General features: G+C 47.0%; 15 protein-coding genes. 5 read left to right on the top strand and 10 right to left on the bottom strand.

Going from position 1 to position 19,481, the window contains the following annotated elements; all coding sequences use genetic code 11:
* Nucleotides 1–272: 272 nt before the first annotated feature.
* Nucleotides 273–506, bottom strand: coding sequence for a hypothetical protein (locus L2082_RS12455; protein WP_446009632.1), 234 nt, complete (start codon nt 504–506; stop codon nt 273–275).
* Nucleotides 507–827: 321 nt separating this feature from the next.
* Here L2082_RS12455 and L2082_RS12460 point away from each other — a divergent pair, with 321 nt between their 5' ends.
* Nucleotides 828–1,226, top strand: coding sequence for a PilZ domain-containing protein (locus L2082_RS12460; RefSeq protein WP_446009633.1), 399 nt, complete (start codon nt 828–830; stop codon nt 1,224–1,226).
* A gap of 46 nt (nt 1,227–1,272) precedes the next feature.
* On the opposite strand, the gene queA is transcribed toward L2082_RS12460, so the two are convergent.
* Nucleotides 1,273–2,400 carry a tRNA preQ1(34) S-adenosylmethionine ribosyltransferase-isomerase QueA gene (queA, locus tag L2082_RS12465; protein WP_446009634.1) on the bottom strand — a complete coding sequence of 376 codons (1,128 nt, stop codon included), beginning with the start codon at nt 2,398–2,400 and terminating at the stop codon, nt 1,273–1,275.
* 11 nt (nt 2,401–2,411) lie between these two features.
* Complete coding sequence (locus L2082_RS12470) at nt 2,412–4,604, bottom strand: carboxypeptidase regulatory-like domain-containing protein (protein WP_446009635.1); 2,193 nt, start codon at nt 4,602–4,604, stop codon at nt 2,412–2,414.
* Between the two features lie 225 nt (nt 4,605–4,829).
* On the opposite strand from L2082_RS12470, the gene mqnB reads away from it, so the two are divergent.
* On the top strand, nt 4,830–5,576 hold the full coding sequence (gene mqnB, locus L2082_RS12475; RefSeq protein WP_446009636.1) for a futalosine hydrolase: 747 nt from the start codon (nt 4,830–4,832) through the stop codon (nt 5,574–5,576).
* Nucleotides 5,577–5,940: 364 nt separating this feature from the next.
* On the opposite strand, the gene alr is transcribed toward mqnB, so the two are convergent.
* Complete coding sequence (alr, locus tag L2082_RS12480) at nt 5,941–7,140, bottom strand: alanine racemase (protein WP_446009637.1); 1,200 nt, start codon at nt 7,138–7,140, stop codon at nt 5,941–5,943.
* A gap of 23 nt (nt 7,141–7,163) precedes the next feature.
* Nucleotides 7,164–7,625, bottom strand: coding sequence for a hypothetical protein (locus L2082_RS12485; protein ID WP_446011805.1), 462 nt, complete (start codon nt 7,623–7,625; stop codon nt 7,164–7,166).
* 161 nt (nt 7,626–7,786) lie between these two features.
* Here L2082_RS12485 and L2082_RS12490 point away from each other — a divergent pair, with 161 nt between their 5' ends.
* From L2082_RS12490 to L2082_RS12500, 3 genes are all read left to right on the top strand, one after another.
* On the top strand, nt 7,787–8,104 hold the full coding sequence (locus L2082_RS12490) for a two-CW domain-containing protein (protein WP_446009639.1): 318 nt from the start codon (nt 7,787–7,789) through the stop codon (nt 8,102–8,104).
* A 128-nt stretch (nt 8,105–8,232) separates the two neighbouring features.
* Complete coding sequence (locus L2082_RS12495) at nt 8,233–12,615, top strand: AAA domain-containing protein (protein WP_446011806.1); 4,383 nt, start codon at nt 8,233–8,235, stop codon at nt 12,613–12,615.
* A gap of 109 nt (nt 12,616–12,724) precedes the next feature.
* A complete protein-coding gene (locus L2082_RS12500) occupies nt 12,725–12,910 on the top strand; it encodes an ATP-binding protein (RefSeq protein ID WP_446010892.1) in 186 nt (61 codons plus the stop codon).
* 107 nt (nt 12,911–13,017) lie between these two features.
* Here L2082_RS12500 and L2082_RS12505 read toward each other — a convergent pair whose 3' ends face one another.
* The 5 genes from L2082_RS12505 to nadA form a co-directional block, all read right to left on the bottom strand.
* A complete protein-coding gene (locus L2082_RS12505) occupies nt 13,018–13,935 on the bottom strand; it encodes a serine hydrolase domain-containing protein (RefSeq protein ID WP_446010891.1) in 918 nt (305 codons plus the stop codon).
* A 163-nt stretch (nt 13,936–14,098) separates the two neighbouring features.
* Nucleotides 14,099–15,052, bottom strand: coding sequence for an SGNH/GDSL hydrolase family protein (locus L2082_RS12510; protein WP_446011807.1), 954 nt, complete (start codon nt 15,050–15,052; stop codon nt 14,099–14,101).
* A gap of 59 nt (nt 15,053–15,111) precedes the next feature.
* Complete coding sequence (locus L2082_RS12515) at nt 15,112–15,762, bottom strand: hypothetical protein (protein WP_446011808.1); 651 nt, start codon at nt 15,760–15,762, stop codon at nt 15,112–15,114.
* Between the two features lie 196 nt (nt 15,763–15,958).
* Nucleotides 15,959–17,923, bottom strand: coding sequence for a hypothetical protein (locus tag L2082_RS12520; RefSeq protein WP_446011809.1), 1,965 nt, complete (start codon nt 17,921–17,923; stop codon nt 15,959–15,961).
* A 58-nt stretch (nt 17,924–17,981) separates the two neighbouring features.
* Entirely contained in the window at nt 17,982–19,079 is a 1,098-nt protein-coding gene (nadA, locus tag L2082_RS12525; RefSeq protein ID WP_446011110.1) for a quinolinate synthase NadA, read from the bottom strand.
* Nucleotides 19,080–19,481: the final 402 nt, after the last annotated feature.

Below are 19,481 nucleotides of genomic sequence, written 5' to 3' on the forward strand. Positions count from 1 at the left end.
TGAAGAGAAAGTTAGCTGGACGGCCAGGAAAATAGTCACATTGCTATAGGGAAGAACGCCTGAGTCTCTCCAGAGAGAGCAAAAATGCTCAACAGGCGTATATCGTTGTCGTGTCCGGGAATTGCTGGCTCTCCTGTACCTGTTCATAATCGGGACAAGCGGGATTCGGACAAAAAGTACCAACCTTTGTAAGTTCAGCCATCATTCCCTCCTTTCAGTAGTAACTATCTCATATACTGAAATATAAGCATCCAAAAGGTAAATGGCAACACTCAGCAGGGTGACCACCCAAAAAGAGCATCGGCATTCAAATGCTTACGCAGTTTGATTGCTTCCTTGCGTTTGATGTCTTTCTGGTGAGCTTTTACAGTTTTCTTGATATGGCTAGACATGGCTCTCTCCTTGTAAAACTTTGATATTGTCCACACAAGAAGAAAGCTCTTATTTTTTGCTATTTTTCTTACCTGAACACCAGCGAGAAAAGCAATATGCTGAAATTGTTTCATTTTACCGAGAGGCACGCTTTGTTAGCTAAGGTGCTGAAATTTCATTATTACAAGATATTTACCGAACGATTGTTTATAAAATTTTACGAAAGCAATCTGTAAAAACTGCACTATTATGGCGTTTCCTGGGTATCCGGGAATTGCTGAGAAGACTACAAGCCAGCTCTTCATGAATGCCTATCAGAAAGGCGTTTCAAAATATTTGCTTTGAAAAAACGAGAAAGATCATTTATTATATTTACCTTACAGTGGTGACTGATTGCTCGCAAGAATTGTTCGCTTTGCAAGGTATTGTGAATTCTTCCCATAAAAGGCGGTTTAATGACATATAGTAAAGACCGGAAGTATACCCGGGTGAATTTCCAGCGGGATATATATCTTTATTTCGACGGGAAAAAATATACACACCATACCGTCAATAATCTCAGTCTCGGTGGCATGTATGTAAAAGGAACCTTTGATCAGCAAAAAGGTGATGTTTGCACAGTGGAACTCAATAATCCTCAGGATAATTTAGGGATAGAGTTGCGGGCCCGTTGCTCTGTTGTCAGAGTCAGCGATGAAGGTATTGCCCTTGAATTTCTCTCTATGGGACACGACAGCTTTTTATTTCTTCAGACCACCTTACTTTACGAAGCCGATGATCCCATGCTGCTGGGAACAGAATTTATCAAAGAGATCACCTTTAAACTGGAACCAAACGAAGATGAACAGGACTGATATTTCTGATAGTGCAAAATCCTTCCTTTTCCGCTACACAACCACCTCATTTCCTGGTAATAATCGCCATTGCATCCCCGTAACTGAAAAATCGATATCCTTGCTCCACAGCTTCTGCATAGGCAGCAAAAATCTGCTTTTTTCCAGCCAAGGCAGCAACCATAAAAAGCAATGATGACTTGGGCAAGTGGAAATTGGTGATCAGATTATCAACCACTGCAAATTGATAACCAGGATAAATATACAGGCCACAGAAATCTTCAATTGCCTGTAAATTCCCTGAAGAATCTGCATGGTTAGCTGCAAACTCCAGGGTTCGTGCCGTTGTCGTGCCCACAGCCCATACCCTTCCTCCGTTTTCTTTACAACTATTTATCGCCTCAGCAGTTTCCCGGGGAAGACGGATCAATTCCTTATGCAAGGTATGTTTGCGAATATCCTCACAGCGCACCGGAGCAAAGGTTCCATACCCCACATGCAGGGTCACCTCTGCAAAACCGACTCCGCTATTTTGTAATCTTTCTATTAATGGCTTGCTGAGATGTAAGCCAGCTGTAGGAGCGGCAACCGAGCCAATATAACGGGCATAATTGGTCTGGTATCGTTGCGCATCCTCATCTGTGCTGCCTTCAGGCCGTTTGATATAGGGAGGTAACGGGATTTGTCCGTATTCTTCCAGGAGCTGTTCCAGATCAATATGGGCTGGAGAAAAGAGCCGTACTTGTGCCTTACCATCAGGGAGAAAGGATTCCACCTGAACATGCAAGGCATCGGCAAAAAGAAGAATGCTTCCCGGCTTTGGACGCTTCGAGCTTTTGATCAGCGCCAATGTTGTTGTCTGGCGCAGACCATCCACTTCCTTTTCATAACAGGGGAAATGAAGAAGCAGTATTTCAACCTTACCACCACTCTCCTTGCGTCCAAATAACCGGGCCGGAAACACCTTGGTGTTATTCACAACCAGTACATCACCTGGCCGAATCAGATCATAAAGGCCTTCAAAGCGAGTATGTTGCCTTGTGCTCGTGCAACAATCCACAACCATGAGGCGTGACTGATCTCGTTGCTGGGCAGGTTGCTGAGCTATCTGTTGCTCAGGTAAAAAATAATCATAGGAGGACAGGCTGTACATTTCCTGAACAGTATCCTCCACCACATTATTACTGTGAGACATTCTCTAAGCGCTCAGTTAAACTGCCATACACTGTTATGCGCTGGTGGTGCCTGTTGAACTGGCCTCCGGGACGGGGATCGGGCTTGCACCTGCTCTCTGTCTATGATTGTCAGGTCAATCACTGTCGGATTATCCACATCAATTTTCACTTCCCGGATTGACGAGGTCCTGTTTCCTTTGGTTGCCTGGATCTGCCCTGTAAAACTTCCCTGGGCAAAATCCATCTTGAATTCACCGTTATAATCGGTTGTAGCGGTATACGCTCTGCCAGACATGGCATTCAAAATTTTAACCAAGGCATTCTGAACAGGGGTTCGGTTACTTCTATAGACAACCCGGCCTTTAAGGTCAGGCTGTGGTTCAGGACGTTGAAAAACACTTTGCTGATCCTGGTTCTCAGGAATATATGGCTGATTAAAGGTGATGCCTCCCTGCCTTGAGTTCTGCAACCTGTTCTGCAACCTGTTCTGTAGTGTATTCTGCATCGGATACGACGTTGACGTGTTATCCTGTTGGCAGCCGCAGCTCTCTGCCCTGGAGGAGTTACCAGAAAAAATTGACCTGTTCTTCAAATTACGGTCAGGGGCGTAATGAGGGGTATAATTTGGGCTATGCACATGAATGCTCCGTGTTGTTGCATCACTTTGCGCATTATTGTTATCAATAGTTATACAGGTAATTTCTTTATTACCAGCAGTAAAAAAAGCGAAAGAAGCAGTTGCGGTTGCTTGAGGTGCCATCCATTCCGAGATATATGGAGAATTTTCTGTCATGCTGGAATCGGTTGCAGAACATTTTACTCTGACCTGATCTCCATCAGGATCGCTTCCGGCAGTAACCGTGATATAGGTTGTTCGGCCTGGATAGGTAGTATCGGGGTATTCACTGATGAGAGGTGCGTCAGGCTGCTGATTAGCATAGTCAATATTGAGCGTCTCTCTGGTGGGGGAACTGTTCACACCCTGGCGACCGTATGATGTACAGTAAATGTTTTTTTCTCCAGGAGAATAAAAAGTAAAGTGCCCCTCTGCCTGTCCCTCGGGCGGTAACCAATCTGACTGATAGGGATCCTCTGTCGTTTTATTGGAATCATCCGCTGTACAGGTTATTCTTACCAGGTCTCTGTTTTGGGGATCATGCCCAGCTACCAGTTTGACAGTGACCGGATCGTTGACTTTGCCCTGACCGGGAACCTCTATACGAGGAGCCGGAGTATTGGCAATCCTCCGTCGGGTAGGTGCAGGCGGCAGAGAAGTAACTGCAGGCACTACAGGATGCGAAGGCTGAGAAAATTCCCTTGCTGGTGTCGAAGCAATGGGAAAACCAGTGGTGGGGACAGGTTGGCCTGAAGCCACACTGATTGTTCGTTGACTGAGGGAGCTGGTGGTTCCGTAGCTATCCAGAGTATTACAAAAGATTGCCTGGGTCCCTGCTGAATGGAAGACCAGAGGCACCTGTATCGTATCTCCGCCATATAACCAACCGGAACGATACGGGTTATCCGGGGTGTTTCCAGAACTGCTTGCTGTACACTGAACCCTGACCATATCATTCCCCGAAGTGGTACCTGCTGTGACAGCAATCTGCACAGTACTATTTTCAACAGCTGTTTCAGGGGATTCGCTAATAAGAGGACGTTGAGGACCAGTACTTACCGCAACATTCTCTCTGGGGGTGGACGCTCTTGTTTCGTCTGTTACACCTGTGCCGGTGGGGTTGGTTATTCCAATTTGGACCGGCCCAACCCAGGCATAGCCAACATTATTTGTTATAGTTGCAAAAAAACGATGGGGAAAAGACGCTACAGTATTTAAATCCAGGCTGAGTTTGGCAGCCTTGCTTCCAGAAGGAATTTTGCCTGCAACCACAACAGAGCCATTATGACTCCCGGATCGAATACTGACACTATTTGTATTATAGAACGGTCCTTTTTTTGAGGTAATAGTGAATATTGCCCCAGATCCCTGAACATGGACCTTCATGTTCAAAATTTCTCCCCAGGTCCCCCCGCCCCTTTCGGTTGCCTCAATATCAGCGTAATACTGAGGCAGAGCAGGATGGTTACTGTCATAGGGGGTATCAGGATACTGGGCAAAAGAAGTATTGCTGATAACCATACAACAACCAGCTATGAGCCAAAACAGGCTGCTCCGAGCTGTGCGTATTCTGTCTTGCAGCAGGAAATTGTTGAGCAAGGAATTCATGATCGGCCTCCGAGAGATCATTTCTATAACGTTCGGCATTGCACGAACTGTCATCAGTTAAACTGTCATCATTTGGTGTTGGAAAAACCCTTATGCATAATGGTTGTAATCCATAAGATGATTTCTGTCAAAAAGAAATATATGTCAGCCTGTTGGAGAAAGCCAGAATACTGAAGAATATTTCACGCTAAAAATTTTTTCTTCAGGCTATAAACAAGGAACAAGATGAACATATTAATGACAGCAGCAACGAACATGGAAATGCAGGCATATGTTGAGGCCTGCGGGGAAGATGAGAGTAAACGTAGAGGAGAACCTATAGAGAAAACTGCGGGGAAAACTGCGGAGAAAACTCCAGGAAAAAAGCAGGTACAGCTCAGCCAGCTTGTCACCGGAATCGGCCCTGTGGAGACCACTCTCTCTCTTACACGTTATCTTTTAAAAACAGATCCGATAGATTGCATTATTAATTTTGGTATTGCCGGAGCATATTGGAAAGACGCCCCATCAATGCAGGCTGGGCTTCTTGATATCTGCCTTGCAGAACAGGAGATCCTTGGAGATCTGGGAATTCAGTTGACAGATACGGTGAAAAAGTTCAGTGAGGATCTGCCAGTTCAGGATAATTTTTCCATGGACCCAGGCTTGCTGTCAGCAGCTACCCAGATTTTAAAAAATAAGGATATAAACTATAAGACAGGGGCCTTTGTCACGGTGAATTGCGCCAGCGGTACCCTGCACAGGGGCAACCAGCTGGGATATCAGTTTTGTGGGCTGTGCGAGAATATGGAAGGAGCAGCAGTGGCTCGGGTCGGTAAGGAATTTTCTCTGCCCTGCCTGGAGATTCGTTGTATCAGCAATATGGTGGAAGACCGAAACCGGGAGAATTGGCAACTCCAGGAAGCCTGTGCAAAAGTGGGGAGGACTGTCGCAACTATTGCGATGGAGTTTGCTTCTGAAATGAGGGTGTAGGATGCGGTCAGGTTCGTCGGAGACATTTCTCCTTTGACCTGGGGTGAAGGGAAAATTTTTTGGAAGATAAGCGGGTGCAGGCGGAAAAAACGGTCTTGCAGTGCTGCAGAACCATTTTCTCCTGCTACAGAATGACTTTTTCCCGCTACAGAACCATTTTCTCCCGCTACAGGATGATTTCTGCCTGCTCCAGAGTCTCTTTCTCCTGCTTCAGTGTGATTTCCGCCGCTTCAGGAAGGCTTTCTCCCGTTACAGCGAGGGATTCTCCTCTTGCAGGGCGAGTTTCTCCCGGTGCAGTCCTTATCACAGTTCTTCAACAACAATTGACTCTACAGTCGTAAGTTCTGAACGGTTCCAAGTGTACTTAACTTTCTCTTACCTGCTGAAGTTGAGATGACTGACACGGCGTTCTTTTATCAAGATAAATCCTGGGCACCCGCGCACTGATGTTGGTCAAAACCTCATAGCTGATCGTGCCGAGCTGGGCAGCAAGATCATCGGCCGTGATGACCTCCTCACCCTGTTTGCCGATGAGGAGCACCTCGTCCCCGATATATGCCTCTCCATCACCGATGCCAATCATGGTTTGATCCATGCAGATGCTTCCTAGCACAGGATATCTCTTGCCGCGCAGCAGAACCTGTGCTTTGTTGGAGAGACCGCGAGCATAGCCGTCGCCGTAGCCCACCGGAATGGTCACGACCCGGCAGTTCTGCGGAGCTGTCCAGGTTCGGCCATACCCAACCGAGTTTCCTTGCAACACAACTTTGAAGTACATAACCTTTGCCCTGAGAGAAAGGGCGGGCAGCAGCTCAGCCTTGGGTGCGGAGGCGGGTGAAGGATGATATCCGTACAGCATGATCCCCGGTCTGACCATGTCCAGTTGACTTTCCTCCATCCTCAGGAGAGCAGCTGAATTGGCGATCTGAAGCAGGGGTGAAGGCCGATGCTCATGATCAAAAAAACGCGCCGCTTCAAGAAATCGTTCCAACTGAAGCCGGGCAAAGCTCAAATCTTCGTGATCCGCAGTGGCGAAATGGGAAAAAAGAGAAACAATATTGAGATATTTTTCTGCCTGTAAGGCTGCGGCAAAAAGTTTATGAGCATTGGAATAACGGATACCGATCCGCATCATACCGGTATCAATCTTCAGGTGGATATTGACCCGCTTGCCATAAAACTCAGCCGCCTCTTGGATATAGTGCAACGCATCCACGGAAGCGATGGTCAGGTCTATATTATTCTCTATGAACAGGCCGATCTGAAACCTGGAAAACGGGCCAGAGGTAATGATGGGCACGGTAATGCCCGCCTTGCGCAGCTCCAGGGCCTCTTCCACAAAGGCGGTGCCCAGATAGTCAACCCCCTCCGAGGCCAGATGCTCGGCAACCCGTACCAGCCCGTGACCATAGGCATTGGCCTTGACCATGGCGATGATCTTCCTGCCAGGTGCCTTTTCCCGAACCACCCCGAGGTTATGACTGATACAGGCCAGGTCCACCACTGCTGCGGAGCGATGATAGAGGTCAGTAATGCTTTCTTGTCCTCGGGCGGCACTGTGCAATGCGTTGATCCTTTTGTTCTGATTTATTTGCGACGAACCCGACGCAACCAATGCTCCCAGCCGTGACGGCTTGACAGCAGAATTCCCCAGCCCACAGCAAGATAGATCGTGCCCAGAAAAATACCTGGTTCGGTCATGCTCCGTAAGGCAATGCCAGTGGCCATCATCAGGATAACAAGGAGCCAGGTCTTCCAGGGATAGACCGCCCCGATGCAGCTCTTTTCATTCAGGGTCATGATGCGGCTCAGGGTCTTTTTGGCAGAGCGGTCCAGAATAGTCAGCGACTTGACCGTGCCGACAATCAGGGCGATAATCAGGGCGATGATGAACAGCCGACAGGTCAGGCTGAACCCGATCCAGCCCAGTCCGCGCACCATAAGCATGATCCCCACAGCTGTCCAGATAAGAGGGGCGGCAAAAAGATGTACAGACTTGCTGACATCAGGCTTCATTCGTGTTATAGCATTTTTTTTGGTCATTTTCATGACTTTCCCTCTACAGAACAGTCCTTGCTTTGTCAAGAAGAAATCTCCCTTGCCCCCTAATGATAATCCGTGTTAACTATACATAGAGTGGTCAAAAAAGAACAACAAGGTTAATCTCCGGTAACTCACCGGTTCAATCACTATACAACGAGGACTGGACGATGAAAAAAAAATTAAACTGCTGGGAAGTAAAAAAATGCGGGCGGGAACCAGGAGGCGACAAGGTTTCTGAGCTTGGTGTCTGTCCTGTTGCGGAAGAAGGACGGGCAGAAGGGATTCATGGCGGGGAAAACGGAGGCCGTTGCTGCTGGGCCATAACAGGTTCGCTCTGCAAAGGAGAACAACAGGGGAAATATGCGGATAAATTCAGAGATTGCAGTAAGTGTGACTTCTATGAGATGGTGAAGCGGGAGGAGATGCCGCAGTTTAAACTGGGTCTGACCATCCTGAAGGAAATAAAAGGAAAAAAAGGTTCTTGAGCATGATCTTGCTTGGCAAACCTGTTCCTCGGTGGTGCTCCACACCCGGATTTGGTTGGATGACGGTGCAATAACTGAACTGCCGGACCGGGGGACTCCGGTCTGATGGTCCCCTGGTTTTTTTGATAATGAGTGATTTTACACAGCACAGCGCAGAGAAACTCGTTCGGCTTGTTCGGTACTTACGTGCAATATCGACCATCAACGCTAAAACTGTCCGAACTCTGGAGCAGTATAACAAGGTCTTTTGGTTACCCTCTGACGCTGCCATTATCAGCAACGAACAGGAGGAAGCCGGTGACTCCTGCTGGCTTGATATCAAAAAGACAGAGCTGCCACCGCCCCCACCGCCTCCTGAACGATGCGAAAAATGGGTTAATCAGGAAGACCTGAAGAATCTCACTACCCCTCCTGTGTTAACTCTTCCGCCTGATGTTGCTCCAGGTACGGGGAACAGCGGACAAGACAGATCCTTGTATGCTGCTGCTCTTGCCCGCAAAAAAAAGCAATGGCAGAACTATATTGATCAACAATGGAAACCTTGGCAGCAAGCTTGTCAACGCATTCTTTCTTCTGAAAAAATCTATACAGAGCTTTTTCGCCTCTACCAGGAACAGCAAAAACTTGGTGAGCAATATGAACTGCTCCTTTGCTTTGGTCTGTTACGCTGGGAAACTTCAAAACAACAGCTTATCCAACGCCATCTCATCGTCACAGAAGCCACGATTTCCTTTGATCCAATCGTAAAAAGACTGACTGTTTACCAAGGATCACCTGCCCCAAGGGTTGAGCTGGACATGCTGTCCTTGGAAGAACAACCCCAGGATGTCCAGCAGCTTATCCAAGAGAGCTGCCAAGCCTTACAGGGAAATTTGCATAACAGGGAAAAAGTTGATGCTGTTCTCAAGGGCCTGGCCAACACCCTGAACCCTTCAGAACAACAGCCCAAGCCAGTTATTACCTATGCCCCGGCCTTGATTATACGGAAACGCTCTGCCCATCCCCTGGAGCATTTTCTCGACGAAATCCTGGGGCAGTCTCTCTCCAGTGCAACAATTGCACCAGCAATCCCGGAAGAGTTTCTCAACCTCTGTGAAATCGTCCCTGATGAAACCAGCAACAACGTACAAAAGACAGAGCAAGAACAGATTGAGGACAGAATCTTTTTTCCCTTGCCCTCTAACCAGGAACAACGCCGAATCGTCAAAAAACTCCAGGGGAAAAAAGGAGTACTTGTTCAGGGTCCTCCAGGGACAGGTAAATCTCACACTATTGCCAATCTTATTTGTCATCTCCTGGCCCAGGGCAAACGGGTATTGGTGACTGCGCAGACCACCAGGGCCTTGCAGGTGCTGAATGATTTACTTCCAGAAGATATTCGCCCTCTCTGTTTCAATGCAGCTGAGCAGGGCCAACAGGAATCCCTGGACCTGGAACGCAAGATCAGGGCTATTTTACGGGCAGAAAAAAAACAGCACCCTGCAGAGAACGAGTCTATCCAAAAGCTGGAAAAACATCTTCAAGAAAAGCAAGAGGCCAAGCAGGCCACGGATAAAACAATCCTGAACTTACGAGAGCAGGAAACCCGGCACCATCGAATAAGCCAAGGACGCTACTCTGGAACAGCTGCTCAGATTGCCCAGCAGCTGGGCAAAGAAGAGCCTGCTTTTTCCTGGTTAACAGATAGAATTCCCCAGGAGATTCCTCTGCCCTGGTCTGATGAGCAACTTCTTTTTCTTCGCACCTATCTGCGGACAACTGAGCCAGAAAAAGAAAAAATACTCCAGGGAAAAGAGCTGCCGCACCTTGAAGAAAAGTTCCCTGTTCATAAGGTCAAGGAGGCCTTTGAAAAAGAAGATCAGGCCCGGCAGGCAGCGGCCCTTGACAAACAACGCCTCCAGAGGGGGCAGGGCAAGGTCCTCTTTCAGACCGGAAAAGCAGATCGCAGAAAAATAGAATTGATTCGGGATCAACTGACTGTTTTCAGAGAAACTGTTCGGGATTTGCAGCAGCGCCCCATGCCTTGGATTACAACAGCTGTCCATGATGTCCTCTGTGGCCAGAGCAATGTTTGGCAGGATATATTGCAGCGGTCCCAGGAAATGCTCCAGAACATCCCCAAGACACTTGACCAGGTTGACAGGCTGAAAGTTGATATCTCCTGGGAAATCGACCGAAATAAACTTTTGCAGGATGCCCTGGCCCTGAAAAAACATTTCAAGGCTGGCGGTCGTACTGGTAAATGGCTTTTTAAGCCGGAAATTATCCGAAAACATGGGCGTATGCTCCGTACCATCACGATTAATGGGCAGCCCTGTACAAGCACTGAATCCTTATTGCAGCTGGTAAACTATCTGCAGGTAGACGAGAAATTACAGGCTATCTGGCACCTCTGGGAAGGAAGAGCGGAACGGAGTACAGGCCATTTCTCCTTACAGGTTTCTGAAATCAAGGGCCTCCTGAACAGTCTCCAGCGGGTTATTTCTCTGGATAACAAACGAAAAAATCTGGAACAAGAACTCAGCACAATCAATGGCCTGGACCTGCCTGACTGGTCAGATACCGCTTCTGTTCAACTTGTGCTGGAAGACTGCCGCTCTGCCCTTGCCCGCCTTGACTTTCTCTGGCTTCGTTCATCCATAACCCATGCTCAGAAAACACTCTCTGTTTTTACCTTGCGTAACAATGCCCATCCAATAACAAAACTGGTCATTAAAAGTCTGCAAAAAAGAGACATTGCAACCTATGAACAGCTCTTTAGCGAAATTGAAACGCTTAAGATACAGGCAAAAGAGCTTGCCCGGAAAAACCAATTAATTGATGCGTTGAATGATGTTGCCCCTCAGTTGGCTGCGCAACTGCGCAGTGGCAAGGAGAGAAAACAATGGGCAGATCGCCTGGGACAGCTGAAGCAGGCCTGGTCCTGGGCCCAGGCAAAAGACTGGGTCCAGAAATTTCTTGCCCACGACCTGGAAAGTTATCAGCGCCAGAGCCAACAACTTACTGCGGAGATGCGAGCAGACCTTTTTTCCTTAACAGCAGCTCAGGCCTGGAACCATTTTTTTGCTCAACTGACCACCCGGCAGCATGGTCATATGATCGCCTGGCAGCAGGCCATAAAAAAATTCGGCAAAGGGACAGGAAAGCATGCCCAGACCCATAAGGAAAATGCCCGTCGTCATCTTGATGCCTGTCAACTGACCTTGCCAGTGTGTATTATGCCGCTCCACCGGGTGTACGAGACCATCCCCGCAGAACCTGGTTTTTTTGATGTGGTTATTGCTGATGAGGCCTCCCAATGCGGCCCAGAGGCCCTTCCCTTGCTCTACCTTGGTAAGCAAATTCTGGCTGCAGGCGATGATAAGCAGATCAGCCCGGAGGCTGTGGGCATCAATCGGGAACATGTGCAACAGCATATGCATAATTTTCTGTTTGATTTTACCCATGCAGATTCCTTTGATGTGGATTCCAGCCTCTTTGACCATTGCCTGCTCCGCTTTACTCACCGTATTGTATTGCAGGAACATTTTCGTTGTATGCCCGAGATTATTGCCTTTAGTAATAGCCAATTTTACCAGGATGATCCTCTGGTGCCCCTTCGTCAATATCTACCGGAACGGCTTGAGCCTCTCAAAGCAATATTAGTCAAAGAAGGATCCCGACACGCTCAGGGCCAACAAATAACCAATCCCCAGGAGGCAGAGGCCTTAGTGGCTCAGGTTGTTCAATGTTGCCAGGACAAGCGTTATCGCGGAAAGACTATGGGGGTCATTGTCCTGCAAGGAACTGCCCAATCCTATCTGATTGAAGAATTATTGATCAAGGCGATTGGAGTAGAAGAAATGGGGCAACGAAAGCTCATCTGCGGTAACTCCTTCAGTTTTCAAGGCGGAGAACGAGACATTATCTTTCTGAGTATGGTAACAGCTCCTGGGCAGAAAATCAGAGCACTCACCAAGACAGCAGAACAGCAGAAGTTCAACGTCGCTGCCAGCCGGGCCCGGGAACAGACCTGGCTTTTTCATTCGGTTCAGGAAAAGCACCTCAGCCCTGAATGCTTACGCTTGAAACTGATAAAGCATTTTCATCGCCCAACCATCCATCGAACCGGAATGCTGGCCGAAGAGCAGGCAGCTCTTCAGGAAAAAGCGCTGCTGGCCAACAGGACAGTGGAAAGCCCACCAGCACCCTTTCAAAGCTGGCTGGAAGTGGACTTGGCCCAGCGTCTCGGAAAAATGGGCTATAGTGTTGTCCCGCAATATGCTTTTGCCGGAAAAAAAATCGACCTGGTTATTCAAGGCCAACAGGCCCAGCTCGCAATTGCCTGTGACAGTGATCAATGGCAGGGACCAGAACAGTATCTTGAAGATCTTGAACATCAGGAAAAACTGAAACGATGCGGCTGGCAGGTGTTCAGAATTCGCGCGAGCCGCTATTATGCAGAACCGGACAAGGTATGGGAGCCACTTATTCACCTCCTTGATCAACTGAAGATCAGGCCCCAAAATTGACTGTCATCCGGTGTGGTGGTACAAGGACATGCCACCACTTTGTTGGTTAATAGGAGTAGTCTATCAAAAACTAAGCCTTTCGGCTACACATTGCAAGGAGTGAAACTCTATGGTTGAAATAACAATAGACCGAGATAAATGCATAAATTGTCTGGAATGCGTAGAAATATGCCCGCAAGAGGTACTCATGATGGTTGAAGGGCAGCCAGTTCATGCCTATACAACACGATGCGAAGGATGCGCAACCTGCCTTAACATCTGCCCTGAAGGGGCTATTGCTGTAAGGTTCAGTTAAAAAGAAAAGGCCGTCAATATACGCTGTCGGCCTTTGTTATCGTATAATGGTTTCACATGCTGGGTCAAAAATTCTATACTGCACCTGCTTCTGGAGCAGCCTTATAATTACTGCTCTCTTTGACCACATGCTGCAACCAGAAGACCCATACGATCATCTGCCGGGCCAGGGCCAGGCGTAAAAGGACCAAAATCGCCAACCCCGGCAACAACTAAAGACATGCTGGGAATCACTGTAACGGTTTCCTTATTCCAATGACCATTAGCCTGAAAGGTATCTTCCGGCAGACTGGGCCAAATCTGTTGCCCGCTATTGAACCACCAGTTCATCCCGTAATAACCAGGACCAAATTGTGATTGATTACCACTGCCGCCATAGGTACCGATACCTAAGTAATCCCGGGCTGGTTTGCCGGAAATGGGTAAGGATTCTGGAACCTGATTCCTGAGATAGCGGGTAAAGAACTCTTTCTGCAAAATCTGCTCGTTCTTCCATTTACCCTTATTAAGCCAGAACCAACCAATCCGGGCAAAATCCCTGGGAGAAGTGTGGACAAACCAGCCATATCTGCCCACCTGCTCAAAGACCGGGCCGTCCTGAAATTGCAAAGGCCCCAATCTGTCCTGAGCAAGGATGATTGTATTGGGATCCCGGGCAACAAATACCCTGCTTAACAAGGTATTATGGTAAAGCTTGACCGCATAATCGTTATAGGCAAAGGCCTGACCAGGAGCTTCTCGCCGGGCATAGCCGCTGGTCATATTGGCCAAATGGTGAAAGGTGATTGCCTGATCCTTGCCCAGCAGCTCAGGCATGAATTTCTTGACCGTGCCCTTGATCTCCAGCTTGCCTTCCTGGGCTGCAAAGAGCAGGAGTGTGCTGAGTACCGGTTTGGTGGCAGAGGCCCACATGGTACGGTCTGCTGGGGATCCCCAGCTCTTGATCAGGTACCCATTTTTTATAATAACTCCAGAGCCACCAACTGCCTGGGCGAATTGATCCAAGGCTTTTGGATTTGTGCACAATAGTTCAGCATGCTGTTTTTTCCATTCTTTTCCAGGAAAAACAAGGGGGCGTTCTATGATATCTATCGAGCTTGAGGAATATAAAAAGAACAGACAGAGCAGACAAAGGCAGCAAAAAAAAAAGAGGCACCACGGCCTCTTCGTATCCCCTGTTGTGCTAGGCCTAGGCATCACAACGTCGTTTTTTCAGAGAGCGGGTCAGAAATAATCCTACAGAACAGAATAAAATAAAAACGGTAATCAATTGCTGAAGTAAAGATAATTCAACAAGAAAAAAACTTGTTGCCAATAATGGTAAGAGCAGGAGCCGAACCAATAAACGGAGGGCCTCATGTTGACGGATAAAATCAGCTATTGGTGGTGAGTAAGTATAATAGAGTTGAACAAAACGAGTACCAGGCCGATTCGTGAGCAGGTACAGATCCCGAAACTTTTTCAAGAGCATCACCTGGGGTTCAAAGGCTGTTCCATAGGCCGCTGTTGCAATAAAACAACCACCGCCACCACTGCTGCTCCTTGCGTTTTGGTTGTTGACCAGTTGTGAATAAAACCCTTGGGCTATGGTCTGGGAGCCAGCCTCATTAGGGTGTATTCCGTCAACATTGAGATTGGACCAGTCTGAGACGACATTTGAGTAGGTATCGACCAGCGTAATATTATTGTTTTGGGCCAGCTCAATAATACCGGGATTATAATTTTCCGGTTGATAACCAGATTTACTGATATTAGGCGTGATCGTGGAGAGGATCGGCGTGGCACCGGCATTCACTGCCTGTTGAACCATATTATTAAGATTAAAGGTTGTGGTTGACGAAGAAATGCCTTCCATGACATCATTGGCTCCTTCCATAATCACCACATAATCAGGAGAATATTTTGCCAATTCTCCGTCAAAACGATTGACTCCGTTATAGGTATCCTCTCCTCCTATGCCTGCATTAATGACCTGGGTACCAGAGGAGGAGCCATACATATTTTGCAGATTGGTTGGATAAGGAGTTGCCCTATACCCTGCTGTGATAGAATCGCCAAAACAGAGTATGACATCTGCATAGGAGAGAGAAACAATGAACAGTACAGTCGCGATTCCTCCTGAGAATATTCTGAACCGTCTCATTCGAATCCTCTTGCTTTTATCTTGAAGTTGTTTGATCGTTTGTTATCGAATTATATCCGTTAATAAATCTTGAGAAAAAACTGACTATCACTCGGCAAAAATTTAGGAAGTTCAACCTCCTGCTCTTCCTCATTATTTACCTTTTCTTCTTCCACTTCTTGCTCCACCAGTTTTTCCTGTTCCGCAGACCAACCCTTACCCTCTGTATACACAGAAGCAAGCCTGACATATCCCTTGCCACGGAATCCTATCCAGGTCACCTCTATCTTGTCCTCTTTATTATAGGTAATCTCAGGAGTAATATCAGGAACTTCATTAGGGGCATGCAGAACATGAGGATCGCTCCATTCTGTCTTTTGGTAATGGCTGACATAGATATCATCATTACCGCCATCATTACCAGCCCAAACCAGCCAGATTCCCCCCTGTTTATCAGCAAGTGCTGATGGAGTGATAGAAGAATTTTGCTCCAGAGGAAGTTTTGTTGGTTCAGACCATTCATCACCGTTTAATACAGCGTATTCAATAGAAATACCATTAGGGCGGACTGCAGACCAAAAAATCCATTTCGAGCCATTGTCCCCTATTGCAATAACCGGATGCAAATTATTCGCATTATTATCAGTGACCTTAACCGGGCTGGCCCACTCATCCCCTGTATAAGTGCTGGTAAAGATTTCATGACGAAGCCCGTCTGATTGGGACCACACCAGATCCTGTTGGAGCGTTGTTAAGTTTTTCCCGCTACTCAGGCTGGGGAGCATCAGAAAAAACGAAAAAAGTATTAAAATCTGAACAACGTGCTGGTTTGATTTCTTTTGCATCTTTTTCAGGAACCCCAAGTAGTTGTTAACAAACAAGAAACAATCTCAAACAAACAGCAAACTTAAACGTAGTAAACGTAGTCTAAATACCATATTTTCCTATATCACGCAAGCCAACTAAGATGAAATTATATACAGAAAGAAAGAAAAGTGCAAAAAATAATATATAAAAAATAGGCTGGAAGATCATTCGCCGACAATGGTAAAAAAGCACAGCAGCCATTGGAATAATAGGCAGGAAGTAGCGCCCCTGAGCTTGAAAATCAACGGTCCAGGCGTGCCAGCAGGCCATGAGAATGAGCAGCACAGCTGTTCCGCCTGAAATTCCCAGCAAGGCAATGCCTGCTCCTTGTCCTTGATACATAATGGATATGATCAGCGTGAGTAACAAGGCAATACCAATATAGCGTACATAATCATAATAGGAAAAAGAACCAGAATATTGGGTGTATCCATACACACCAAAGGAAGTTCGAAAGGATTTTTCGCCCCAGCGGTCTCTGGCCAGAAAACGCTTTAAGGTTGTTCCTCGTTGACGCATTTCAAGATAGGCATGCCTTTTTTCAATAGGAGTATTGGGATTATAGAGATATTCAGCAAATTGCTGACGGGCTTGAAAGAGTAAGGCAACTTTGTTAAAATCATTGATCCAGGCATCGGTGAGGCGTACGCCGCCAAAAACTGAGCAGGCAATAAACAGGATCATAATCAGATGAAATATTTTTTTTCCGTTCCACAGGGGTCGGAGGAGCCAGACCTTCCAGAGGAAATAGAGAAAGAGAAAAAGGTAAAGAAAATAGAAGTTTTTCTTTAAAAGAAGAAGAAAACCGAGCAGAAGACCAAGCCCGACAATTTTTATCCATGTATATTTTGCCTGTTCAGAAGCCTGTTCAGGAAAAAACAACGAGGTAAGGGCTGATTTTTTCCCGGCAAGTTGATAGGCTGCAAGCAGGCTGATAAAGGTGGCAAAGGCATCAGAGTTAAAATAACTGAAAATATACCATATCTGTGGAGAAATCAAAAAAGGCAGAAGAAAGAAACGAAAATCTTGTTTGGTAAAGGCAAGAAAAATAAGGATTCCAAAAAAGATAACGTTAAGCAGACGAAGAAGAAAAAAAGACTCCAGATACAGCGGCTGCAAGAGGCGGAGATATTTACCAGCCAGGAGGTAGATAATCTCTCCTGAATGGAGCCGGGAAACCCCGTAGGCACTATAGGTATCTCTGATTGCTGGATCACCAACCTTGGGAGGCAGGGTATGGTCGGAAAAATATTCTCCTGCTGTCACATGTACATATTCATCAGGATGGGTGCTGAAAGCACTGATCAGGGCCATAGTCATAATCAGACCAAGGGCAAATGCTCCCAGAACAGGAAGAAAATATGAGTTATGAACAAATGAGCGAAAAAGAAAAGAGACTGCAATGACCAGCAAAGCAACACAAAAAAGGCGAATTGCCTCAGCAGGATCGGTCCACGGTGAAAAAAGTTGCCCTCTGGCTGGCAGATGGAGTTTCAGCTGTGGATCCCTGCTCTTGACCTGGACAGTTACCCCCTGATCGTTCCGGGTTAATGATTCTATCCCGCTGATAATCTCAAGCCTTGCAAAATCTTCCTGACTGCGCACGACATAATCAGGATATCCCCATTGTTTGATGCGCAGTTGCTTAATAGTGACCCAGGCTGTTTTTTCACTGGGATCCAGACGAAGATAGCCCACCTTAGCCGTATTATTGACCCGGACAGAATAGCTTGTCTTTCCTGGCTCAATCAGGAATTCATTCATATTTCGCTCGCTTAATTGACCGTTTTTTTTAGGCCAATACACCTTGAAAACCGTTCGGGTATCGGTTTCAAGTTCCAGTTGGAGCAAGCCACTGTTCATGACCAGAAAATAATACCCGGTTGTCAGGAGAACAAAGCAAAAAAGCAGTGACCACCATTTTCCATGTTTTTTCGTCAACCGCTGCTGGTCGTTATCTTCTTTCAAGCCGGTCAGAAGGGCTGGAAAGCTGGGCTGCTTGGCAATCGAGCGGAACAAATTCATAATATGTGGATAAGCAAGTTCTTCAATCGTTGATAAGTACGGACCGTCCTTGGGGAGATCAGATAGCCAGCATTCTGTCCAGACAGTTTTTGGCCTGCACAGCTATGTCTTGAGGAACCTGGATCTGATTCACCACCTTACTTTCAGCAAGGTTATCGAGAATCCAGAGCAGGTTGGCAGGCTTAACTGCTGACATGGTCGGACAAAGGCAGGCTGGAGTTAATGAATGGATAGTTTTATCAGGATGCAGCTTGGACAGTCGATTCACCAGATTGATTTCAGTACCAATAACCCAATGACTGCCCGGTTCACTGGCAGTAACAGCGGCAATGATCGCCTCTGTGGATCCTGATATATCAGCTAAGCGTACGACCTCGTTGCGACATTCTGGATGGACAATCACCTTTGCCTGGGGATCCTGGGCCTGCCAGGCAAGGACATGCTCAGGGAAACTGCGCATATGGACTTCACAATAGCCATCCCACAGGACCACCCTGGCCTGTTTTAATTGCTTCAGGGTACAGCCACCCAAAGGTTCTCCCCGTCTCCACAGCAGCACCTGTTCTTCTGCAATTCCCAAGGCGTAGGAGGCGTTGCGCCCAAGATGCTGATCAGGAAAAAAGAAAACCAACTCACCACGAGCCAAGGCCCATTCAAGGACCTGTTCTGCATTTGAGGAGGTACAGGAAGAACCACCCTTTTCTCCGACAAAACTTTTCACATCAGCTGAGGAGTTCACATAGGTCACCGGGGTAATCGCTTCTTCTGCCACTCCGGTCGCTGTACCCAGCTCTGTCCATGCAGTCTCAACAGCAGCCCTGGTGGACATATCTGCCATAGGGCAGCCTGCATCAAGATGGGGGAGGATAACCTGCTGGTGTTCAGCTGAAAGAATATCTGCGGCTTCAGCCATGAAATGGACCCCGCAGAAAATAAGATATTTTTTATCCTTGATTTGCGCAGCATCAGCAGCCAGCTTTAACGAATCACCGGTCAGATCGGCAAATTGGTACAGGGAATCGTGCTGATAATGATGGCTCAGTATAAGAAGATCATCAGCAAGCTCTTTTTTCCGGCCTGCAATGCGTTCAACAAGCTCTTTTTCCTTCATTTCCTGGTATACTGATCCGATATCCGGCTGTTGCGCAAATGACATGATGACCGTGCTCCTTTCCCTCTTTTTGCTCTTTCTTATGTTGTAAAGACATCTGAAAAGACTGTCTGAACAACACAGGGCTTGTGCATGATTTATATGAAAGTACCGACGCCTCCTTGGAGTCGTTTGACTAACTTTCATGTTTTCTTCTCCTTACCCAAAGGAAAGAAGAAGAGGCTTTTTATAAAATTTGTATCAAACCAGTTTTTTTGCTTCAAAACAATAAAAAAAGCCCCTGCCCGACCAGGCAGAGGCTTTGCGTTGATTTCTTTATTCTCTACAGTCGCAAGTTCTCAACGGTTCCCGGTGAATTAAAGCTGTGTTGAAATTTGCGCTGGATTACCCAGTTTCCCTGGCCCACGCATTCGAATTTTGAAAAATCTTATCCTCAATTTTCCCCTT

Source organism: Candidatus Electrothrix sp., from assembly GCF_052785085.1.

What these genes read in the sequence shown, in the direction of transcription:
- L2082_RS12455 (WP_446009632.1), bottom strand. Translation starts at nt 506, where the DNA reads ATGAAACAATTTCAGCATATTGCTTTTCTCGCTGGTGTTCAGGTAAGA.
- L2082_RS12460 (WP_446009633.1), top strand. Translation starts at nt 828, where the DNA reads ATGACATATAGTAAAGACCGGAAGTATACCCGGGTGAATTTCCAGCGG.
- queA (WP_446009634.1), bottom strand. Translation starts at nt 2,400, where the DNA reads ATGTCTCACAGTAATAATGTGGTGGAGGATACTGTTCAGGAAATGTAC.
- L2082_RS12470 (WP_446009635.1), bottom strand. Translation starts at nt 4,604, where the DNA reads ATGAATTCCTTGCTCAACAATTTCCTGCTGCAAGACAGAATACGCACA.
- mqnB (WP_446009636.1), top strand. Translation starts at nt 4,830, where the DNA reads ATGAACATATTAATGACAGCAGCAACGAACATGGAAATGCAGGCATAT.
- L2082_RS12485 (WP_446011805.1), bottom strand. Translation starts at nt 7,625, where the DNA reads ATGAAAATGACCAAAAAAAATGCTATAACACGAATGAAGCCTGATGTC.
- L2082_RS12490 (WP_446009639.1), top strand. Translation starts at nt 7,787, where the DNA reads ATGAAAAAAAAATTAAACTGCTGGGAAGTAAAAAAATGCGGGCGGGAA.
- L2082_RS12495 (WP_446011806.1), top strand. Translation starts at nt 8,233, where the DNA reads ATGAGTGATTTTACACAGCACAGCGCAGAGAAACTCGTTCGGCTTGTT.
- L2082_RS12500 (WP_446010892.1), top strand. Translation starts at nt 12,725, where the DNA reads ATGGTTGAAATAACAATAGACCGAGATAAATGCATAAATTGTCTGGAA.
- L2082_RS12510 (WP_446011807.1), bottom strand. Translation starts at nt 15,052, where the DNA reads ATGAGACGGTTCAGAATATTCTCAGGAGGAATCGCGACTGTACTGTTC.
- L2082_RS12520 (WP_446011809.1), bottom strand. Translation starts at nt 17,923, where the DNA reads ATGAATTTGTTCCGCTCGATTGCCAAGCAGCCCAGCTTTCCAGCCCTT.
- nadA (WP_446011110.1), bottom strand. Translation starts at nt 19,079, where the DNA reads ATGTCATTTGCGCAACAGCCGGATATCGGATCAGTATACCAGGAAATG.